We start from the raw sequence: 19,979 nt of genomic DNA, 5'->3' as shown, positions 1-19,979 counted from the left end.
CTGCGGGTATTCCTGAATCAGTTTCAGGATCATCTCCGGCTCGTCGCAGCTTAGGAAAGCCAGCCATGCCTCCAGTTTGTTTCTGATACCATTATTGTGCAGAATTTTCAGGAAGATGTCAAGCGGAACAAAGGTATATGGCGGAGCAGAAGTCGAGAAATTCTTCCTGCTGATCGGGGCTCCAGTTTTCAAACAGGGAAAGGAGCTCCTTCTTTTCAGAGATTTCTTCCAGTATCTCTTCCCTTGTACGGATTAAGGGAAAGTAAGTTGATAAAGTGTTTGTCATACAAATACCTCCGTTTGTCTGTGTGGTGTGTTGACGGGTTACGTTCATCGTCGGGGATATGCTCCGATACGGAAGCTCCGAAAATGAGAAGCCATAAAGCTAAAGTGATTACTGCGGATAGAGTGCCGCGGATATCAGTGAAATAAGAATACCATACGCAAAAGGAGTGGTCAAATAAACTTTTTCTAAACTGTTCTGATTATGCAAATTACTGAAACAAGAAAAAGAAGAGAATCTCTTAAATTCAGACTTCATAGCCTTGAATTTCTATGGAATTCTCTTCTTTTCATTTATAATACAGACAAAAACAGTATTATCATTCCTCTGGCTTTATATACCTCGCCAGCTGCTGTTTCATCAGATCAATCGCCTCCATGTACGGCACCCCGATACTGGGCATATTCGTAAAGCATTTCCGTCCCTCAGAATCCAGCCCATTCTTACAGATCTGACCGTTTCCGGTGTTATCGTCCTTTGTGGCGTCTTTACGCGGATCGACGTAGCGGACAAACCAGCTGTCCATCTGCCATTTCATACGATGTGCTCTCTCCTGGTACTCTGGGACATCGATCAGATTGATTTTTTCGTCCGGATCATTTTCCAGATCATATAACTCATTCTTTCCATGGGGATAGCAATGGATATACTTCCATTTCTTCGTGCGGATCATGCGGACGGGTCCGTATTCGCTGTAAATGATGACTGCTCTGTCCTCATCGGTCTCGCCTTCCCGGATCTCCTTTACAAAGCTTCTTCCCGGAAGTGCAGCAAGACGCTTTTTTTCCTCTTCCGTCAGCTTCAGTCCGAGAAGTTCCACCAGGGTCGGCATGAAATCATAGTGGCTGTACATGCCGTCCATGACGCAGCCGTTTCGTTTCTGGTCTGCATCGTAGAGGATGAAGGGGATCTTTACCGAAGTGTCGTACATATTCTGGGGATAGGTGCCGTTTCCTTTGCCCCATATTCCGTGATGTCCGGTGTTCATGCCGTTGTCGGAGGTAAATACTACGATGGTGTCTTCCAGAAGCCCCTGACTCTTTAGCTCTTCCAGAATCCGTCCGACGCCCCGGTCCATGGCCGCGATCGCCCCGAAATATCCGCTTAGCAGCTCCCTGCGCAGAGGCTCCACTTCCGTCGCTTCCGCCCCAAAGGCAAAATAGGGGGACTCGCAGGTAAAGATCGCATTTTCATGCATGGGTTCAAAAGGAACCGAATCAAAATTGCAGTCCTTATAGTACTCGTACCATTCCGGCGGCTGAGTCTTCTTTCCCCACGGACTATGGGGCGCCGTGTAGTGGACCGAGATATAAAAAGGCGCGTCATTTTCCTTGGACTGTACGCCCAGTTCCCGGATATACTCGATGCTCTTGTCCGTGATAATGTCTGTAATAAATCCCTTTCCCTGATAGACTTCCCCGTTCTCGATGAGCGGCGGATCTATATACGGGGAATGCCCCAGAGGGACCGTAAACCACCGGGTAAATCCGTGCTGCGGCTCCACACTGTTGCCCAGATGCCATTTTCCCGCAAGGGCGCAGGTATAGCCGTTTTCCCGGAGCAGATCGGTAAATGTCATCTGTCCCTCCAGATAATTGATGGCTTCCCGCTCCGACGCGTATGCGGGCGTGTTCGTCACTTCATACTTCCGTGCATCCAGATCCCCGCCGTCCAGCCAGTCCGTGATTCCGTGGGCGGAAGGGATATTTCCCGTAAATATGGAGGCCCGTGCCGGGGAGCACACCGGCGATACACAGAAGAAATTTTCAAAGCGCATTCCTTCTGCCGCCAACCTGTCAATGTTCGGGGTGTGCGCGTCCTTATTTCCCGCACATCCCAGCGACCAGTAGCCCTGGTCGTCGGTCATGATCATAACAACATTCTTTTTTCTCTTCTTTTCCATATCTGTTCTCACCTCACCGTTTTCTGTAAATAATCTCTACGCAAACTCCAGGGACATCCTCACCGGTTCCACCCCATCCGCCTCCACAGTAACCTCAGCCGTCCCGGTTTCTCCGGTGCTTCTAACATAGAATCCTATTCTTCCCTTCCAGGTCGTATAGCTGTTTCCGGTAAAAGGCTCTTCTGTCACGGGCTGCCCGCTGCCGACTGCAGCGAGTGTTCCGGCTCCTGTCACATGGACTGTAACTTTCCTGTCGGAGAGCATTTTTATAATCCCCTCCTCATCGGTCAGCTCCACTGCCACAAAAGTCATGTCGTCTCCGTCTGCTTTCAGGGCGGACTCCTCCGGTTTTACGGTGAGCACCGTCTTCTCTCCTGCCGTCTTCAGCTCTTCTTCTCCCAGAACTGCGCCGTTCTTATCATAGCTTACCGCTTTCAGAGTTCCCGGTCTGTAGGTTGTCTCAAATCTGGCGCAGGAGAATTCCAGAGGCTTTTTCCCCAGAGATCTGCCGTCCTGGAACAGCTCCACCTGAGCTCCTTCGCTGTACACTTCAATCTCGGCATTCCTGCCCTCACAGCCCGGCCATGTCCAGCTTGACACAGCGTCTGTTCCCCGCCATGTGCCGAAGAAATACTTTTCTCCGGAGTGGTTCACCGGACGGACGCCAATGTAAGGCTTATGGTACTGTCCCCAGGCCGCTGCCGCCTGGTAGCTTTCCGCCTCCCGGTAACCGATCAGATCAAGCACGCCGCAGCCGCCGCTGACACAGGGATAAGGACGGTTGAATCCGCCACGTGTTGTTCCGTAAAGGGGAACGCCGATTCCCGCCTCCCCCAGGTAATCCATGGCGGTCCACATAAAATCTCCGATAATATAAGGTCGTTTTTCGATCAGAGGCCAGCGCATGGCGACACTTTGCGGATAGGTCTCTGATCCAACCATAATCCGTTTCGGATCATATTCATGATGGGGCTCATAACAGTGATCCGCATAGTTGTATCCCACAATATCGATCTCATCGAAGCATGGCTTTAACAGCTTCTCCACCTTTTTCGGTTTTCCCATCATCTTGGAGATAAACGGCGCCGCCGTGGCGATCATATTTGCAAGAAGGCTTGCGGTGGCCTGGGCGTTCTTCGTCTCCTGGTAGGGATCCACCACATCATCCTTCGTCGTCTTCCCGTTGTTCAGCGCCCCGCCCATGGTGGAAACTACCGGGTTAATGCCGTTTGTAACCGGACGGCTGCCGTCCATTTCATGGCAGTATTCGGTGAGCATTCTGCTGATTTTCGCTCCGCTTTCCTTTCCGGTATCTGCAATCTCATTTCCAATGGAATATATCACAACGGAGGGATGGTTCCGGTCCTTGCGGATCATGGCTTCCAGATCCTTCTGCCATTCCTCGTCAAAGTACAGACCGTAGTCATAATCTGTCTTCTGCATCTGCCACTGGTCAAAGGTCTCATCCATGACATACATGCCCAACCGGTCGCAGGCTGCCAGAAGAGCCTTGCTGCACGGGTTGTGAGCGGATCGGATGGCGTTGAATCCGGCTTCTTTCAACAGCCGGATCTTCCGGTATTCTGCTTTGTCAAACGCACATGCCCCCAGAATCCCGTTGTCGTGATGAATACAGCCGCCCCTTAATTTCACCGTTTTTCCATTTACCTGCAGACCGCCCGCTGCGCTCCACGAAAGAGTTCGGATTCCAGTGACGATCTCCTGAGTGTCGCAGATTTCTCCATCTTTTTTCAGGTTCACTTTCACTGTATAGAGATTCGGATGTTCCGCGTCCCACAGCTTTGCCCGGGGCACTTCGATGCGGCAGGGATTTCCGGTTCCGGAGGCTGCAAGTTTCCGGTCACTGTCACTTTCTTTCCCCTGTTTGTCTTTCCTTTGATCTGCTTCCCGCTGATTTGCTTCCCGCTGATTCGCTTTACCGGCATCATCCGCTTTCCCGGCTTCGTAAACCTCTATCTCAACCTGGCATTCTTCCGCCTCTCTTGAAACTTTCACTGCCACCTCGATCACCGCCGGGGCTGAACCGGCGCCGACAGAAACTGTCCGCACAGAGATCCCGTCCGGCAGAATATGCCTCCTGTCGCCCACGATCAGATTTACATTCCGGTAAATCCCGCTTCCCGTATACCAACGGCTGTTCGGGGTCTGGGAATTGTCCGCCACCACGAGGATCTCGTTGTCTTCTCCGATTTTCAGGCGGTCTGTCAGATCCACGTAGAATCCCGTATACCCGTAGATCCAGCCTCCGATCTTCTCTCCGTTTAAATAGACGGAAGATTTCATATAGATCCCTTCAAATTCCAGGAGTACCGTCTTTCCCCGGTATTCCTCTTCCCCGAAAAGTTTCTTTTTATATACATATCTTCCTCCCGGGAAAAAACCTGCTGCCGCGCCGTTTTTCATCCCCGGGAGACGCTTTTCCGTCTGCATCGCATCATGGGGGAGATTTACCGTAATCTCCCCCGTATTATGTATGTCATTATGGAAAAGCCAGTTCTGATTCCATTTTCTGCAAATCATATATTGACACTCCTTACTGCTCCTTCAAGCTTCCATCTTCATTGAGCCCGTTCTCCACACGGAGTTTCTTAAGATCTCTCTCCAGATGGAAGAAACCAAACAGGATGATACAGATCACCAGGAAGATCAGCGGCATCCAGTTGTATGCAAAGTTGATGCCTGCAAGCGCATCGGACACGGTCTGCGCCCCGCCTTCCACATACTGTTCGAATCCTTTTGTTCCAAGAGCGGCCAGCTCTTCCCAGCTTGTGAAGTCATTATTTACCACTGCTGCCGTCAAAGCATCGAATCCGCTGACCGAAAGGATCACTCCGATCAGAAGGCTGCTCAGGCTCGTCGCCATCTTCTGGGCAAAGCTGACAAATGCGGAATACATTCCTTCTGCAATCACGCCTGTTTTATAACGTCCGTACTCCATCAGTTCAAAGTTGATCTGGGAGCCCACACATGCCACGAAGATATTGGGAAGGCTCACGCAGAGGTATCCGATGCACTGGGTCGGAAGAAGTCCCGGCACGAGAAGACGGATGATCACACCGATTACTGCGATAATCATGGTGAAACGGATCACCGCAGCCACGCCGAATTTCCTGCACAGCTTCGGGATGAAGGCGTAAAGAGGAAGCAGGATCGCCGACATCGCCATTACAATGGAAAATGTCCCCAGATTTCCGAATACATACTGGAAATAGTACTGTCCCGTGGTAAAGGAACTCATCAGGATAATCATGTAGAGGAAGTTAATGCATGTATACATCACCAGGTATTTGTTCTTTAATACGTCCTTTAAGAACTCTCCCACCGGCACCTTCTTCTGTGCCTCCTCCACATCATATCCGCCGAAAGCTGCCAGTTCTTCCTCAGTATATTCCGGACAGAGGAAGAAGCAGACGATACATGCGACAATTCCAAAGACTGCTGTCACAAGTGACATCAGAATAAATCCTGTCTGGGAGCCCTGAAAAATATTAATGATTGCCGGAAGTGCTATCTGAAGCACCAGTGATCCCACCGCGTAGATCACGCCGATAATCGTCAGTGTTTTAATTCGGTTCTCTTCCTTTACAATGGCGCGTTTGATATGAGTCTCATAAGCGATATTTACCATGGTGGAAAATACCGCACTGTGAAGTGCGCTGAATACTGTCAGGTAAATTACCATCCACAGATTTCTCTGATTCGCATCCAGTCCGTCAAACCAGCCTGTCGGTATGGCGAAACATGCCACCAGGGTAATCCACATCAGGATACCTGCAAGAATGTAGGGTCTTGCCTTTCCGTATTTCGTGTGGGTCCGGTCAACGATGGTTCCCATGATCAGGTCCGTCACCGCGTCCAGCGCCGTCTTAAATGCCACGCCTGCCGAAATCGCTGCAGCGGTCAGCGCCAGGCTGTTCGTTGCAAAGTAGGTAATCTCCCCGATCATCAGTCCCGCCAGAATATTTCCCAGCCTGACCAGGGAAAATCCCAGCGCTTTTTTGCCGGAAAATTTTTCATCGGCAATGTTTAATCTTTTTGTCTGTGTACTCATTTCCTGTACCTCCTTTATTTACATTTATTTTATATTTTCCGCCGGATTCTGAAAATCAACGGTATACATTCCTTTCGGCAGTCTGTGAATCTTTTTCATAAAATTTATCTCTCATGAAACAGATTTACTTCTTATACCTCATGAAACAAACTTGCTTTTTCCGAAGCCAGTGATTATACTGGTTATATCATCTCGGAAAGCGGGGTATACCAATGAAAATCACAGATGAAATGCAGATCTATCACATCCTCCAGAACCTGAACAGTCTGGAAATCTCTTATATGGAGTATTCCAGAGAGCCGAAAAATTTTGTGAAATACGAGACCTACATCGAATATTTTGACAACTATGTGATCCGCAGCCATAACCTGGCACGGTTTTATTTTCCCTACTCATTTACTCCCGATATGGTCATTCCCAAATATGTCACCGATCTGGAGGAGATTACGGATTCTGCCAACATCCTGACCGGATATGATTTTTCCGTGGCAAAGCAGTTTAATTTTCCCAACCCGATCCGGCACAAATGCAATTATTATACTGTGATCTACCTTATGGAAGGTTCCGGCAGTCTGGAGCTTGACACAGAATCATTCTCGTTAAATCCCGGCGATTTTTACATCGTTCCCCCGGAAGTTTACTATGCGCTTTTCACAGAACCGGAGAGTATCTGTGTCTGTCTGAACCTGCGACACTCCTATGTGTCCGCCGAATATAAGTCCATTTTTCTGGAGGATGCCGCCATCACTGCATTTATCACAAAGACACTGGAAAGCGGACACGCCATGACCTACCTTGCCGTCCACACCTCAAACCAGGAGCACCTGCGCAATCTTGTGCTGACGCTCTTTGCCGAGTATGTGAACCGGGACAAATACAGCAACAGCGTAATGAAGAACTATCTCTCCCTGCTCTTTGCCATGATGCTCCGGGATCCTCATGTGCAGATCGATTCTTCTGTAAAGGTGAGCCGGACTGACCGGCAGTATCAGGAAATATTGGATTATCTGAAACAGAATTACCGCACTGCAGACCTTACCTCTGCTGCGGAAAATATTCATTTCAGCAAACAGTATGTGTGCAGAATTATCAAAGAGAAGACAGGGGACACATTCAACACCCTGCTCATGAACATCCGCCTCGACATGGCACAGCAGTACCTTGCCGACACGGATTTTACACTGGAAAATATTGCCTATCTGTGCGGATTTACCGCCGCTTCGCACTTAAGCAAAGTCTTCAAGCTGCGAAACGGCGTCACTCCATCCGCCTGGAGAAAAGAACATCAGGGATAAAGGGATTCCGTCACGCCATCTCAAATGTGAAATCCAGAAGATCCACCGCGCCGGTTCCCCGGTAGGTCACGCCAAGAGAAACAATCCCTTTTAACTGCCCTCCGGCGCCTGGAGCCTCATTCGGAGTCCCGCCTGTGATTTTATCCCGGGTCATTCCTGTAATCTCCCCGGAAAATTCACTCCATTTTTCTGTGGGGGTGACCTCAATCCGGGCAAATTCTCTGTTTTCTTTCAGGTCACAGAGCACCAGCTCACCCTTCCCGTCTCCGCGGCAGGTAAAGCGGACAGTGTTCTCTGTCCCGTCAAAGGAAAAATAGCGGTAATCCGTCCGGGAACCATCACGGAAATTGGCGATATACTGGTTGACCGTACCCTCTTCCTGTGTCAGGTATGGGTCGTTTTCGTCAAATGCCGTAAACTGAAACGGCGCATAAGGCGCCATATTCTTTTTGCGCAGGTGGCATGCCGCATTGCAGCTGTAAGTCGCTTTTGCCGGAAGCACGCCTCTTAAACCGCCTGACGTCAGCTCTGCCTGCCGGAACGTTCCGTCCGTGTTCATGCGGATCTTTTCCGCGCACCCCTGCCGGTTCCATCCGGATTTATTCGTATGTCTGTGGTAGAAAACATAATATTCCCCGTTCACTTCCACAAGGCTGCCGTGATTGTTTCCCCAGTAGGTCAGAGCGTAAGTTTCTTCCTGTCCGTCAAAGATATCCGCATTCGACACCAGAACGCCCTGATAACGGAAATCCCGGTCCGGATAATCGCTGACTGCATAGCAGAGATTATGTACGTTCGGCAGGGGCGAATAAATGAAATAATATTTCCCGTTAAATTTCCGGATGGAGGAGGCCTCAAAAAAAGGGTTCTCCGCGAAGCAGTTCTCTCCGCCTGATGTGAGCAGCTTCTGTTCCGTCTTCATCGTCACCATATCCGGCTCCAGTTCACAGACAAAGGAACCCTTTCTGTTTCCCGGATCCAGTCCCGGCACCGGAAGACAGTTGCCGGAATACAGGTATACTTTTCCGTCATCATCTGCCAGAACTGCCGGGTCAAACTGGGAGGGATCATTCTCCCGCATTCCCAGCATCCTCCCCTCTTTATCCGACACATGTCCGAGAAAATGATATGCTCCCGCCGGTGTATCGCACACGGCGACAGAAATCACGCTGCTCTCCTCGATAGAATAATACAGATAATATCTTCCGTCCGGTCCCTGCACGGCGTCCGGCGCATAATAATTTTTATCTCCATCCGGATCCAGAGGGTCCTGACCCTTCTCCAGGATCACCCCCTCATATCTCCAGTCCGTCAGGTCATCCGTCGGTGCCGACCAGCAGACATATGGCTCCTGACAGTATCCGCTGCCGTTAAAGCGGTCATGGGAGCCGTACACATACAGCCGGTCTCCGAAAATGTGTGGTTCCCCGTCCGGGACATACTCTGTTCCCGGAAGATAAGGATTCATTCCAAGTTGGTTTTTCATCGTTTTTTCTTCCTTTCTCATCTATTTTTGTTCAGATTCTTTTATCCCGATCCGTCGTTTCCTTTTCCCATATCGAATCGTAATTTCAGAAGATTATCGTGATATCAACAAATTTCCGAGATATCAGCAGATAATCGTGTACATCCATACATCGTTTGTGCCAAGTTCGGCAGTCAGCGTAAGTTTCCCGTTCTCGTACACATATTCCGCCTTTTCTTTCTTAAGCGCTGACTTTTCAAGCATCTCTGCTTTCTGTGTCCGGTTTAACTCCTGGGGCGAACCCATCTCCTCCCAGAGCCGCAGCGGATTGCAGTGATCCTCATCAATTCGTTCCAGAAAAATGTCCCGGGGACGCCTGTCCAGTTCGATTTCCACGGTCACGCTCTCTTTTGGCAGAGGCAGATTCTTCATCTTCTGACGGTAGAGAAGAATCTGAATTTTCCCCGGTTGTTCGGGGGCATCCACAAAGGCAGCGACTTCGATACCATTTTCCGCCTTGCGCTGAATATTCTGTATGCTTTCATCGCCCGGCTCCGCGCTTCCGTTTTCTTCCGCTTCTCCGAGAACGATTCGATTGTTTCCAAGCTCTGCGAGCAGTTTCATCGCCTGATAAGCCGGTTTCGGTATTCCGCTGTGCGTCAGCAGGCCAAACCCGCCGTGGAATTCCTCGTGAATCTCGGAACACTCCTCAAAAATATCGGAAAAGCACCAGACGGAAGAACCTGTTACCAGTTTTTCCGTGTCAAGCGCCGCCTTCACAATATAAGCCGCAGGCTTGCGCGTGTCGTTCGTATAGGAGGAAAAGATCGCATTCTCGTTCCATTCGGTATAGTAAACCGGAAGTCCGTCTGCCTGTTTCTTCACAATCGCTGCATTTTTCCGGAAAGCATCTCCCGGCACATCAGTCAGCTCTGACTTGTCCGGCATTATCATTCTGAGCCCTTCCAGGAAACTGCCGCCTTCCGCTTTGCTGAAGATCTGTGCCATCACGGATAGGTCCGCCGTCACTTCCGACGGGTCCCGTTCCTCCTCCAGACTCTCCGACGCTTCAACTCCGCCAATGGGATCTCCTGCATACTGGTGTACCGAGATGAAATCTACAGGCACGTCATGCTCCCGGCAGTATTTCAGAAAACTTCCGACCCATTTACTTCCGGAAGCCGCAGGACCTCCCACCTGAATCTTCGGATCGATCTCTTTGACCGCCCTTGCCGTCACCTCATACATGTGATAATACTCTTCCTTCGTTCCCGCCCAGAACACAAAGACATCCGGCTCGTTCCACACTTCGAAAGGCCAGCTCTCCACCTCTTCGGCACCGAAACGCCCGATCAGATACTTCACAAACGACTGGATCCATTCTTTCCATGTCTCATCATCCTTCGGCGGAGCAATACATCCTCCATAGTACAGGGATGTCTGCGCATCCAACTTTCCCAGATGTTTCGGCATAAAGGACAGCTCTACGAAAGGCTTCACTCCACATGCCAGAAGATTTTCATAAACCATGCCGATCTTCCGGAAAGACACCGTGGAAAATCTCTCCGCGCCGGGAAGCGGCATCATGTCCGCCAGATTCATGTACACTTGCATATCATCGTGAAAAATACCGTGGAAACGGACTCTTTCAATTCCAAGCTCCCCGTGTACCTTCTTAAGCTGCTCCAGATAGTCCGCCCGCAGAGCCATGGAAGCATGCCCGCTCCCCACGCAGAACTGCCAGTGACGGTTTAATGGTTCGGTTTTCATGTTCTTTGTAATTGTCAGTTTCATGGTCTTGTCCTCCTGTTTTTATTTATTGCTTTTCCTTCGCTGACGTGCGGTTCATTTGCATCAGAGTGCCCCCACTTGCAGGTGCTCCTTCAAAAACCCGTCCACATCGTCATACACCTGAAACGCTCTTCTGCTTTTCAGTATCATCGTCGTCGTGTGCTGCCCGTAAAATATACCGGTGCTTTTGTAAAGTCTGTGAGGTATTCCAAGTTCCGTCATCTTCTGATCCAGAAGAAACGTGTTGGTACGGAGAGAATCCAGACTTCCGTAGATCAGAAGCGTGGGCGGGAAATTTTGATCCATATAAGTTATGGGCTCAATTTTAACCAACGCTTCTTCGCTCTCTCTCCGCGTGATTTCATCCGGCGTAAATCCCGTATACGCCCATACCATCAGTCCGGCGTCCGGAAATCCGCTCCGGATCATCTCCCGAAAAGAAACAGCCGCACAGTTGAGCATACATGCTTTTACGTCAAATTCGGTATGGCGCATCGGTTCCAGACCGATCTCCTGTAAAATATTTTTATTCTTTGCAATCGCAGTCAGAAACGCCGCATAATATCCCCCTGCCGATTCTCCGCCTACCGCGATACGGTCCGGATCAATACCGTACTCCTCCGCATGGTCCAGTATATAATCTGCCGCGTTCACACATTCGCGGACTGCTGTCGGAAATTTTGCTTCCGGAGCCAGTGTATATTCGATATTCACCACAAAATATCCGCTCTCCGCAAATTTTCCGCAGTAAATTCTCCTGGCTTCTTTCCGTCCGGCAATCCAGCCGCCTCCATGGATGTAGAACAGCACCGGCATCCTGCCTGTCCCCCGCTTTTTGGGATAAATCAGATCCAGCCGCTCTCTTTCTTCCGGACCGTAGCGTCTTTCTTCAACCACAACATTTTTCATAAACTCCTTTTTGGCAACACTCTGCGCCCAGGCGTCCTGCTTCTTTAATTTTTCTCTGTTATTCCTTACCTGATCTGTACTGTACATATTTTTCTCCTCAGTTTTCCTATCCTGTGTTTTATTTTAACTGAATCGGCAGGGAAAGGACATTTCCCTGCTACATAAACGCCTGATAATGATGAAACAGGAGTCCTGAATTTTTTCTCTCATGAAACAGAACAGAAAGAACAGAATATTGCAATGTCCCGAAACGGATGCTAGAATGAAAAAAAGGTAGAAAACCAGTCAGAAATTGATTATTCCATGCCCTTCCGTGTTCTGGAAATCGATTTCGTCAATTATGCCCGCCAGATGCGGATCATAAGAGACCGGCATGAGGCGGAATGGCGAGATTCCGAAGGCCATATGCATAAACCAGAAAATGTTACCCCTGGAGAATATCTGGGACGTTTTCTGAAAACAGACCGGATTGTCCGCTGCGTGACGCTTGTCGTCTACTGGGGCGAAAAGCCCTGGGACGGTCCGTTGAAACTGTCGGATCTTTTTGCAGGAGAGGCAGGGACATCACACACGGTGCAAATGGACATGAATTTTCTGGATGTGTGCCGTATGACAGATGAAGAGATCCTGGGATACACCAGTGAACTGAGGACTGTATTTGGTTTCAAAAAATATGCCAGAAATAAAGAAAAACTGAAAACATTTATTGACAGTAACCAGAAGTATTTCCGCAATGTATCCGAAACAGCGCTGAATGCACTGGACGAATTAACACATTCGCCGGAACTGCAGAAAATCAGAACATCAAAATATCAGACACCGGAAGGAGGGTTCGATATGTGCCAGGGAATCCAGGAAATGATTCAGGATGGTATTCAGGAAGGTAAAAGAGATGGTATCCGGGAAGGTGAAATAAAAAAAGCGAAAGAGATGTCTATCTCCCTTGCCGGCATGGGGCTGTCTGCTGACAAAATTGCTGAAGCAGCAAACGTAAGCGTACAGCTCGTTCAGGATTGGTTGTCGGAAAAATCGGAAAACGAAGGATAGCGTTTTTCGTTGGCGCCCCACACTTATTTACCCCATTTCGACAGGAAAGCCCTGCAGTTCACACGCCTGCAGGGCTTTCCTGTTATTTGATTCTGCTGCTTATTCTTTTTATCCTTCATATCCATTCGGATTCTGGCTCTGCCATCTCCAGGAATCCTCGCACATCTCTTCCAGGCCGCGCTCCGCTACCCAGTGCAGCTCGTTCTTCGCCTTTGTGGCATCGCAGTAGCATGTTGCGATATCGCCTGCGCGGCGGGGCTTGATCTCGTATGGGATCTCTTTTCCGCATGCCTTGCTGAACGCCTTCACCATGTCAAGCACGGAGTATCCGTTTCCGGTTCCAAGGTTGTATACGGAAACGCCCGCTTTTTCTTTCAGTTTCTCCACCGCGCGCACATGGCCGATGGCAAGGTCAACGACATGGATGTAATCGCGCACGCCTGTTCCGTCCGGAGTATCATAGTCATTTCCGAATACTCCCAGACATTTCAGCTTGCCGATGGCAACCTGTGTGATATAGGGGATCAGGTTATTCGGGATTCCCTTGGGATCCTCTCCGATAAGTCCGCTCTTATGTGCTCCGATCGGATTGAAATAACGGAGCAGCACCACATTCCACTCCGGATCTGCCGTGTGCAGGTCTGTCAGGATCTGCTCCAGCATCCACTTCGTCCATCCGTACGGGTTCGTACAGGTTCCCTTCGGGCACTCCTCTGTAATCGGGATAAACGCCGGATCCCCGTAAACTGTCGCAGAGGAACTGAAGATAATGTCCTTCACGCCGTGGTTTCTCATAACATCGCAGAGTGTGATCGTTCCGCCGATATTGTTCTCGTAATACTCAAGCGGTTTCTGAACAGATTCGCCTACTGCTTTCAGTCCTGCAAAATGGATTACAGACTCAATATCCTCTTTGTCAAAAATATCATTCAGTGCGTCTTTGTTGCGGATGTCTGCCTCGTAAAATTTCAGATCCTTTCCCGTGATCTGCTTTACCCTGTCAAGTGCCTTCTCTGAGGAATTATACAGATTATCTACAACAACTACGTCATATCCCGCGTTCAGCAGCTCCACACATGTATGGCTGCCGATAAAACCTGCTCCGCCTGTTACTAAAATTGACATATTTGATTTCCTCCTTCAACTGTTGAAATGTAAATCCCGCCGGATGACAACGAGAATCCTCTCCGGACGAACGCTGTACGTGTCCGCCGTTTCCCCGGCTACACTGACAGTATAACACAGCATTCCAAATATTGCTTTATAATTTTAGTTCATATTTTAGTAAAAATGTTGCAAAGCTTCCTTACTGATACTTCTTCACAATCTCCTGCATGGTGTCCCACTTGCCTTCCATATCCTCCACCAGCCTGAACTGGGTCCTGCACCGGTCCAGGTTGTGTCCTTCCCGGTGTACCTTGAAGTAGTGGTCCCCTTCCAGATAATCAGTGAGGAAACGCATGCCGCACTCGAATGTCATCACTTTCGCTCCCATGGGAAGGAGTTCCACTTCTTTCGGAGTCAGCTTCCCGCCGCAGCCTTTCAGGAATCCTTTCACATATATCTCAAAAAGTTCCATACTGCAGGAAACTTTGTCCAGATCTTTCTCATCCTCTGCCGCCGTGCTCGCCCCGAAACGGATAGAGTCTCCGAAATCGTGCATTGCCAGCCCCGGCATTACGGTATCCAGATCGATGACGCAGATTCCTTTTCTCGTGGTATTATCGATCATAATGTTGTTGAGTTTCGTATCATTGTGAGTAACGCGCAGCGGAATCTCGCCCTTCTCCAGAAGATCAGAGAATACATTGGCAATGTCCTCATGGGCAAGCACAAAATCAATCTCCTTCTGCACGGAAGCCGCCCTGCCCCGCACGTCCTGTTTCACCGCATCTTTAAATACCTGGAATCTCGCTTTCGTATCATGGAACCCCTTGATCGTCTCATGGAGTGTCTCCGCCGGATAATCGGCAAGGAGCCTCTGGAAATTTCCAAAGGAAACCGCACTCTCATAGAAGTCCTGGGGATTCTCCACCTGGTCGTAGCTGGTCGCGTCCGTGATGAAGATATAGGAGCGCCAGTAATCTCCCCTCGAATCCACATAATAGGGCTTTCCGTCCTTTGCGGAGATGACATTGAGCGTCTCACGGTAGGGATCTCCGCCGTCCTCGATGATCTTTTCTTTCAGATAGGAGGTGACGCCGATAATATTTTCCATCAGATCCACCGGATTCGTGAAGATCTCCCGGTTCATTCTCTGGAGAATCGCTTTGAGTATTCCCATCTCTCCCACCTCAAAAGTAAGGAGAAATGTATCGTTGATATGGCCGCTCCCATAAGGCCTGCGGTCCGCAAGGCGTCCTTCATAATTGAAATTGGCTATTGCTTCTCTAATCTGTAACTCTGATACGCGTCCCATTTTCTATTCCTCCCAAAGTTTCTGCGGATACACTCCCGCATCCTTTAATGACTGGATTGCCTCTACCACAACCGGTTTATCCTCTTTATATGTAACACCGTACCATTTGTCCTCGGACTCAAGAACTGCAACAGTTGCCCGGTTTTCTTCGAGAAGTCCGCTGACTACAGAAGGCAGGAAGTATTCGCACTTCAGCGGGTTCTCTTTGAGCCCTTTTTCCAGAAATGCCGGGAATCCGTCACGGATCTCATCCAGGATACTTCTTGTAAATCCCCACATATTCATGGATACCAGCGTATCGCCGTCCACCGGAACCCAGGTTGCCCCGTCGTCTTCCGAGTAGGCAATTCCGCCGTCCCTCTTCTCGATTCTTGTCCGTTCGGTTACTTTCACAAGTTCTTTGTCCGCATTGAGCTCGCAGATTCCTCTTGCCACATGGCCGTTGTCCGTAACCGTGTTTTTCAGGCGGTATCCCACCATGGTATAGCGGAACTTGTCATCGTCCTCATGTGTGGTCAGATATTTGTAAATCACATCGAATGCATGTCTTCCGTAATAGTCGTCGGCATTGATCACCGCGAAAGGTCCGTCAATCAGATCAATAGCGCTTAAGACTGCATGTGCGGTTCCCCACGGTTTTACACGTCCCTCCGGGACCTCAAAACCTTCCGGAATATTGTTCAGATCCTGGAACGCATAGGATACATCCATAACCTTCTCCATCCGGTTTCCCACTGCCTCTTTAAAGTCTGCCTCATTCTCTCTTTTAATAATGAACACAACTTTCTCGAAGCCGGCGCGTTTTGCATCAAACATGGAGAAATCCATAATAATATGTCCCTCTTTATCCACCGGGTCAATCTGCTTCAATCCGCCGTATCTGCTTCCCATTCCTGCTGCCATAATCACTAATACCGGTTTTTTCATAAAACTGTGACCTCCTGTCTCTTTCAGCCGCCGGAACTCTCTGAACTCCATGTCCGGGGCTTTCTGGTTCTTTCTCGTTTCTGATCTCATTTTAAGCCATAACTGTCGAAAAATCTTTGTCCGATATTGCCTTTGATTTGCACAATCTGCTTTTTTCTTTTGCATTTTTTGCGAGTGTACCGTATTATATAGATATCGTATTACACAGATCCCGCACTGATTATGCGCTGTATTATACCGATAAGAAAAACAGAAAGGCAGCAACCATCATGGCTTATCAGGGAATTGCATTAAAAGACGAACTCCACATTGAAGAGCTTTTTTCGCTCCACTATTTCGAATATATGAACAGTTTTTTCTTTCCGGGAGAATCCCATGACTTCTGGGAATTTGTATGCGTAGACAAGGGGGAAGTGACTATCGGGGCCGATGAAAAGACCCATGTATTGAAGCGCGGGCAGATTGCATTTCACAAGCCCGGCGAGTTTCACTGGGTGAAAGCAGGCGGCGGCATCGCGCCGAACCTTGTGGTGGTCTCGTTCTCCTGTACGGGAAGCCTGATGGATTTCTTTCAGGACAGGATCCTGCAGATCGATGAAGCGGAGCGGAGACTTCTGGCCAAAGTCGTTATGGAGGCCGGATATTTTCTGGAAGGCCGTCTGGATAATCCCTACCAGACTACCCTTCTTGCAAATCCTTCCGCCCCTCCTGCTTCGGGGCAGCTCATCCGTCTCTATCTGGAACAGCTTATCCTCAGCCTGTACCGGCGATTCCACGCGGAATCAGATGGAGCTGAACGGTCAACTTTGGAATCCGGCATTCCTCTGTCCGCAGGTTCCGGACGCCACGGAGGCGCCCTGGAGAAAACCATCAAGGAGAATGTGGACGCCGAGCTTTTCGCACAGATTACCGCTTATCTGGAACGGAATCTGAGCGCTCATGTCACAATTGAGAAAATCTGCAGGGAAAACCTGGTGGGCCGCTCCCGGCTCCAGAAGCTGTTCCAGGAGCAGACCCACATGGGGATCATCGAGTATTTCTCAAAAATGAAGATCGATGCCGCCAGACAGATGATCCGCAGCGAACAGATGAATTTCACGCAGATCTCGGAAAAGCTGGGCTATTCGTCCATCCACTATTTTTCGAGACAGTTCAAAAAAGTAACGGGAATGACTCCCTCCGAATATGCTTCTTCCATCCGCGCCATGGCTGAGAAGCGTTAAAAACCGGCGTTCCAGGACGCTTATGCATCTGTTCATGCATGTCCGCCTCCGGGACGCCGGTTCCATTTTCGGAATTTAAGCAAGTCCGAATTTAAACGCATTGTAAATATTGATAAAGACGATCACAAGCATCAGCATAATGAAAAGTTTGTTGACGCCCTCCTCGTCGATCTTTTTGTTGACCCGGCTTCCCAGGGTTCCGCCCAGAATGCCGCCGATCACCATGGCTGCCAGGTAAGCGATGCTCACGTCCGGTATGCTTCCTGTGACACAGGTCTGCACCAGGCTGGTAATCTGGGAAAACATAATGATATAAAGAGAACTTAAGGCTGCCTCCTTTGTACTCATGGAGAAGAAATATGCCAGCACCACAAGATTGATGGGACCTCCGCCGATGCCGAGGAAACTGGACATTACGCCGAGCGCCACGCCGATCAGCAGACAGAGCCAGATCTGCCGGTACTCCTTTGTCCGGATCTTCTTTTTATAAATCGTGTAAATCAGTGTGCCAAGGGTAATAATGATCAGAACAATGGCCTGCGTCATCCCGACAACATTCTCATTCCCCACCGCCGCTTTGAGCGACTCAAACATACTCTTTCCGACCACTCCCCCGGCTGCAGCGCCAACTGCAAGTCCCGTAGCTGTCCGGACATTCATCTTTGCCGTGCCGCTGCGGATGTTCTTATATACCGATACGACAGACATGGCAAGAACCGTACAGCCGGACAGGAAACTGATGCTGCTCACGCTCATGATCCCCGTGGCGTCAAGCACGGGCTTGATGATCACCCCGCCGCCGATTCCGCAGATCGACCCGATCGTCGATGAAAGAATGCTTACAATAAAAAAGACCACTGCCATTCCCATAATCTTCTCTCCCTTCCCCTTCCTGAATACATAGAAAAGCACGAAAAAAGTCTTTCCGTGTACAGATGTATTTACTATATCGCATTTTCTCTGCCAGTTCCAGCAATTTGTTGTCTTTTTTTATATATATCGTGTCTTTCCGGAGGTTGCAGCTTGCTTTTCCCTGTTAATTGTATTATTGTGAAAACAGATGAAACTATCTGTAAAAAATGAACCAAGGAGTGCGGGAGGACTTATTATGACAAGCATGAACAGTAAAGAGAATGGTTTCCATACCGTTTCACAAAAAGGGAAAACAAAGCAGCCCAACATCGTCCTGATCATGACGGATCAGCTGCGCTGGGACTGCCTGGGCTATGCCGGACATCCGGATGTGAAAACTCCATATCTGGACACTCTGGCTGCAAAGGGCGTGGTCTTTGACCATGCATACAGCGCATGTCCAAGCTGCATCGCCGCCCGGGCCGCCCTCCACACAGGCATGGAACAGAGCCATCACGGCCGCGTAGGCTATGAGGACAATATTCCCTGGGATTACGAACATACCATGGCAGGCGAACTGACCGCTGCCGGATACTATACCCAGTGTGTGGGGAAAATGCATGTGCACCCGCTGCGCAACTATCTGGGCTTCAACAATGTAGAACTCCACGACGGTTATCTCCACGCGGCAAGATACGGAAGCGTTCCCTACCGGGAGTCCCAGTTTGTGGCTGACGATTATTTCTACTGGCTCAAGGAAGAACTGGGCGTCTCCGCAGATGTGACGGATACCGGAATCGACTGCAACAGCTGGGTTGCACGTCCCTGGACCCATGAGGAAAAATACCACCCCACCAACTGGGTAACAGACCGGAGCCTTGATTTTCTCCGCCGCAGAGATCCCCGGAAGCCTTTCTTCCTGATGGCTTCCTATCTCCGTCCCCATCCGCCTCTGGATGCGCCGCAGCATTATTTCGATCTCTACAAGGACAAAGATCTCCGTCCTCCTTTTGTCGGGACCTGGGAAAATGACAGTTACCTGAAACGGGACGGCAGGATCTTTGACTCCAAAACAGGTCCCATCGATCCGGAACTTGCCCGTCAGGCTCAGATCGGGTATTATGCGTGCATCACCCATCTGGATCATCAGATCGGGCGTCTCATCATGGCGTTGATCGAACACGAGGTATATGACGACACGGTGATACTTTTCACCGCTGACCACGGAGAGGAACTCTGTGACCATCACATGTTCCGCAAATCGCGCCCCTATGAAGGCAGCTGTCATATACCGCTGATCGTTTCCGCCGGAAAAAATGTGCCGCTGGATCTTTGTCCGAACAGTGTATGCCACAATGTCACCGAACTTCGGGATATCATGCCCACGCTGATCGATATCGCCGGAGGGCAGATTCCCGATTCTGTTGACGGCAAAAGCCTTGTCCCGCTCATGGCATCACCGGATGATCCTTCCCGTTTTATACGTCCATGGCTTCATGGCGAGCACTCTTACGGCGAATTTTCAAATCACTGGATCGTCACGGAGACTGACAAATATATCTGGCACAGTGAGACCGGAGAGGAGCAGTATTTTGAGCTGTCCGAAGATCCTCATGAACTGACTGACCGGATCGCGGAACCGGCGGTACAAAAACGGATCAGCGAGCTTCGAGGATACCTGATCCGATCACTGAAAGGCCGGCCGGAACAATTTACCGACGGAACCGTGCTGATATCCGGAAGACCGTATCCTCCGACACTTTTATAGACAGCAGTCGGCTATTTATGCTTTG

Annotated in this window: 13 protein-coding genes and 3 pseudogenes; 5 read left to right on the top strand and 11 right to left on the bottom strand. The window is 49.6% G+C overall.

From position 1 onward, the window contains the following. The 4 genes and pseudogenes from B5F07_RS17505 to B5F07_RS17490 form a co-directional block, all read right to left on the bottom strand. Positions 1-192: pseudogene (locus B5F07_RS17505) on the bottom strand (hypothetical protein); the annotation flags it as partial. A gap of 410 nt (positions 193-602) precedes the next feature. After that, a complete protein-coding gene (locus B5F07_RS17500; RefSeq protein ID WP_087162495.1) occupies positions 603-2,186 on the bottom strand; it encodes a sulfatase-like hydrolase/transferase in 1,584 nt (527 codons plus the stop codon). A gap of 36 nt (positions 2,187-2,222) precedes the next feature. Further along, complete coding sequence (locus B5F07_RS17495) at positions 2,223-4,727, bottom strand: glycoside hydrolase family 2 TIM barrel-domain containing protein (protein ID WP_087162494.1); 2,505 nt, start codon at positions 4,725-4,727, stop codon at positions 2,223-2,225. 13 nt (positions 4,728-4,740) lie between these two features. Then, positions 4,741-6,258: an MFS transporter gene (locus B5F07_RS17490; protein WP_087162493.1), complete on the bottom strand. Its 1,518-nt coding sequence runs from the start codon at positions 6,256-6,258 to the stop codon at positions 4,741-4,743. A 212-nt stretch (positions 6,259-6,470) separates the two neighbouring features. On the opposite strand from B5F07_RS17490, the gene B5F07_RS17485 reads away from it, so the two are divergent. Then, a complete protein-coding gene (locus B5F07_RS17485; RefSeq protein ID WP_087162492.1) occupies positions 6,471-7,553 on the top strand; it encodes a helix-turn-helix domain-containing protein in 1,083 nt (360 codons plus the stop codon). Positions 7,554-7,563: 10 nt separating this feature from the next. On the opposite strand, the gene B5F07_RS17480 is transcribed toward B5F07_RS17485, so the two are convergent. Both B5F07_RS17480 and B5F07_RS17475 read right to left on the bottom strand, forming a co-directional pair. Next, positions 7,564-9,039: a family 43 glycosylhydrolase gene (locus tag B5F07_RS17480; protein WP_162613163.1), complete on the bottom strand. Its 1,476-nt coding sequence runs from the start codon at positions 9,037-9,039 to the stop codon at positions 7,564-7,566. Positions 9,040-9,162: 123 nt separating this feature from the next. Continuing rightward, complete coding sequence (locus B5F07_RS17475) at positions 9,163-10,812, bottom strand: GH39 family glycosyl hydrolase (protein ID WP_087162490.1); 1,650 nt, start codon at positions 10,810-10,812, stop codon at positions 9,163-9,165. Between the two features lie 44 nt (positions 10,813-10,856). Here B5F07_RS17475 and B5F07_RS23735 point away from each other — a divergent pair. Then, positions 10,857-10,964, top strand: a pseudogene (locus B5F07_RS23735) (hypothetical protein); the annotation flags it as partial. Positions 10,965-10,998: 34 nt separating this feature from the next. Here the strand turns inward: B5F07_RS23735 and B5F07_RS17470 are convergent. Then, positions 10,999-11,718 (bottom strand): annotated as a pseudogene (locus B5F07_RS17470) (alpha/beta hydrolase); the annotation flags it as partial. A gap of 303 nt (positions 11,719-12,021) precedes the next feature. Here B5F07_RS17470 and B5F07_RS17465 point away from each other — a divergent pair. Then, positions 12,022-12,765 carry an Rpn family recombination-promoting nuclease/putative transposase gene (locus tag B5F07_RS17465; protein ID WP_087162488.1) on the top strand — a complete coding sequence of 248 codons (744 nt, stop codon included), beginning with the start codon at positions 12,022-12,024 and terminating at the stop codon, positions 12,763-12,765. Positions 12,766-12,873: 108 nt separating this feature from the next. On the opposite strand, the gene galE is transcribed toward B5F07_RS17465, so the two are convergent. The 3 genes from galE to B5F07_RS17450 form a co-directional block, all read right to left on the bottom strand. Further along, positions 12,874-13,890, bottom strand: a complete 1,017-nt coding sequence (gene galE / locus B5F07_RS17460) for a UDP-glucose 4-epimerase GalE (protein ID WP_087162487.1) — start codon at positions 13,888-13,890, stop codon at positions 12,874-12,876. A 181-nt stretch (positions 13,891-14,071) separates the two neighbouring features. Beyond that, complete coding sequence (locus B5F07_RS17455; RefSeq protein WP_087162486.1) at positions 14,072-15,184, bottom strand: phosphotransferase enzyme family protein; 1,113 nt, start codon at positions 15,182-15,184, stop codon at positions 14,072-14,074. Between the two features lie 3 nt (positions 15,185-15,187). Next, on the bottom strand, positions 15,188-16,111 hold the full coding sequence (locus B5F07_RS17450; RefSeq protein WP_087162501.1) for a nucleotidyltransferase family protein: 924 nt from the start codon (positions 16,109-16,111) through the stop codon (positions 15,188-15,190). A gap of 269 nt (positions 16,112-16,380) precedes the next feature. Between B5F07_RS17450 and B5F07_RS17445 the strand changes: the two genes are divergently transcribed. Beyond that, the gene (locus tag B5F07_RS17445) at positions 16,381-17,334 is read left to right on the top strand and encodes an AraC family transcriptional regulator (RefSeq protein WP_087162500.1); all 954 of its coding nucleotides are present in this window, start codon (positions 16,381-16,383) and stop codon (positions 17,332-17,334) included. 75 nt (positions 17,335-17,409) lie between these two features. Here the strand turns inward: B5F07_RS17445 and B5F07_RS17440 are convergent, their stop codons facing one another. Then, complete coding sequence (locus B5F07_RS17440) at positions 17,410-18,198, bottom strand: sulfite exporter TauE/SafE family protein (protein WP_087162499.1); 789 nt, start codon at positions 18,196-18,198, stop codon at positions 17,410-17,412. Between the two features lie 253 nt (positions 18,199-18,451). Here B5F07_RS17440 and B5F07_RS17435 point away from each other — a divergent pair, with 253 nt between their 5' ends. Further along, on the top strand, positions 18,452-19,954 hold the full coding sequence (locus B5F07_RS17435; RefSeq protein WP_087162498.1) for an arylsulfatase: 1,503 nt from the start codon (positions 18,452-18,454) through the stop codon (positions 19,952-19,954). The last annotated feature ends 25 nt before the right edge of the window (positions 19,955-19,979 follow it).

Origin of the sequence: Lachnoclostridium sp. An169, assembly GCF_002160525.1 — a bacterium.
GTDB lineage: Bacteria > Bacillota > Clostridia > Lachnospirales > Lachnospiraceae > Mediterraneibacter > Mediterraneibacter cottocaccae.
The sequence above is the reverse complement of the archived record's forward strand: the minus strand, read 5'-3'. Positions and strand labels throughout refer to the sequence as shown.

Coding starts and splice junctions, on each gene's coding strand:
- B5F07_RS17500 (WP_087162495.1), bottom strand. CDS start 2,186: ATGGAAAAGAAGAGAAAAAAGAATGTTGTTATGATCATGACCGACGAC.
- B5F07_RS17495 (WP_087162494.1), bottom strand. CDS start 4,727: ATGATTTGCAGAAAATGGAATCAGAACTGGCTTTTCCATAATGACATA.
- B5F07_RS17490 (WP_087162493.1), bottom strand. CDS start 6,258: ATGAGTACACAGACAAAAAGATTAAACATTGCCGATGAAAAATTTTCC.
- B5F07_RS17485 (WP_087162492.1), top strand. CDS start 6,471: ATGAAAATCACAGATGAAATGCAGATCTATCACATCCTCCAGAACCTG.
- B5F07_RS17480 (WP_162613163.1), bottom strand. CDS start 9,039: ATGAAAAACCAACTTGGAATGAATCCTTATCTTCCGGGAACAGAGTAT.
- B5F07_RS17475 (WP_087162490.1), bottom strand. CDS start 10,812: ATGAAACTGACAATTACAAAGAACATGAAAACCGAACCATTAAACCGT.
- B5F07_RS17465 (WP_087162488.1), top strand. CDS start 12,022: ATGCCCTTCCGTGTTCTGGAAATCGATTTCGTCAATTATGCCCGCCAG.
- galE (WP_087162487.1), bottom strand. CDS start 13,890: ATGTCAATTTTAGTAACAGGCGGAGCAGGTTTTATCGGCAGCCATACA.
- B5F07_RS17455 (WP_087162486.1), bottom strand. CDS start 15,184: ATGGGACGCGTATCAGAGTTACAGATTAGAGAAGCAATAGCCAATTTC.
- B5F07_RS17450 (WP_087162501.1), bottom strand. CDS start 16,111: ATGAAAAAACCGGTATTAGTGATTATGGCAGCAGGAATGGGAAGCAGA.
- B5F07_RS17445 (WP_087162500.1), top strand. CDS start 16,381: ATGGCTTATCAGGGAATTGCATTAAAAGACGAACTCCACATTGAAGAG.
- B5F07_RS17440 (WP_087162499.1), bottom strand. CDS start 18,198: ATGGCAGTGGTCTTTTTTATTGTAAGCATTCTTTCATCGACGATCGGG.
- B5F07_RS17435 (WP_087162498.1), top strand. CDS start 18,452: ATGAACAGTAAAGAGAATGGTTTCCATACCGTTTCACAAAAAGGGAAA.